This is a genomic window from Pseudomonas sp. P7779, assembly GCF_013386315.1.
GTDB lineage: Bacteria > Pseudomonadota > Gammaproteobacteria > Pseudomonadales > Pseudomonadaceae > Aquipseudomonas.
This window is the reverse complement of the sequence record NZ_JACARZ010000211.1, coordinates 1-434: the sequence shown is the minus strand read 5'-3', so window position 1 is coordinate 434 and position 434 is coordinate 1. Positions and strand designations below refer to the sequence as shown.

Sequence of the window (434 nt, the reverse complement as noted above, 5' to 3'; positions counted from 1 at the left end):
TGCCCCACCCCCACCAAACCACCAATCCCGCGCCTGCCCCTGCCCTAGCATTGCACCCACTCAGCCCATCCGGAGTGACCCCGATGACCTACAAACACCCGCTGCTGTTCAAAGCCCTGTGCTACGTCGACGGCCATTGGGTCCACAGCGCCAGTGCCAGCACCATCGCCGTACATGACCCGGCGAACCAACAGTTGATCGGCCACGTGCCGATGCTGGAAAAACCGCAAATTGTCGCCGCAATCGACGCCGCCCACCGCGCGTTTTCCGCCTGGCGTGAACAGAACCTCGATGCCCGCGCCACGATCCTGCGGCGCTGGGCGGCACTGATCCTCGAACACCAGGAGGACCTCGCCCGCATCCTCAGCCAGGAACAAGGCAAACCGCTGGCCGAAGCCCGCGGCGAAATCGCCTATGCCGCAAGCTTCATCCCG

At 64.5% G+C, this 434-nt stretch carries 1 protein-coding gene; it reads left to right on the top strand.

From position 1 onward, the window contains the following. Window positions 1-83: 83 nt before the first annotated feature. Window positions 84-434: aldehyde dehydrogenase family protein (locus tag HX869_RS31225; RefSeq protein WP_178904181.1), on the top strand; the 351-nt coding region annotated here is incomplete at its 3' end.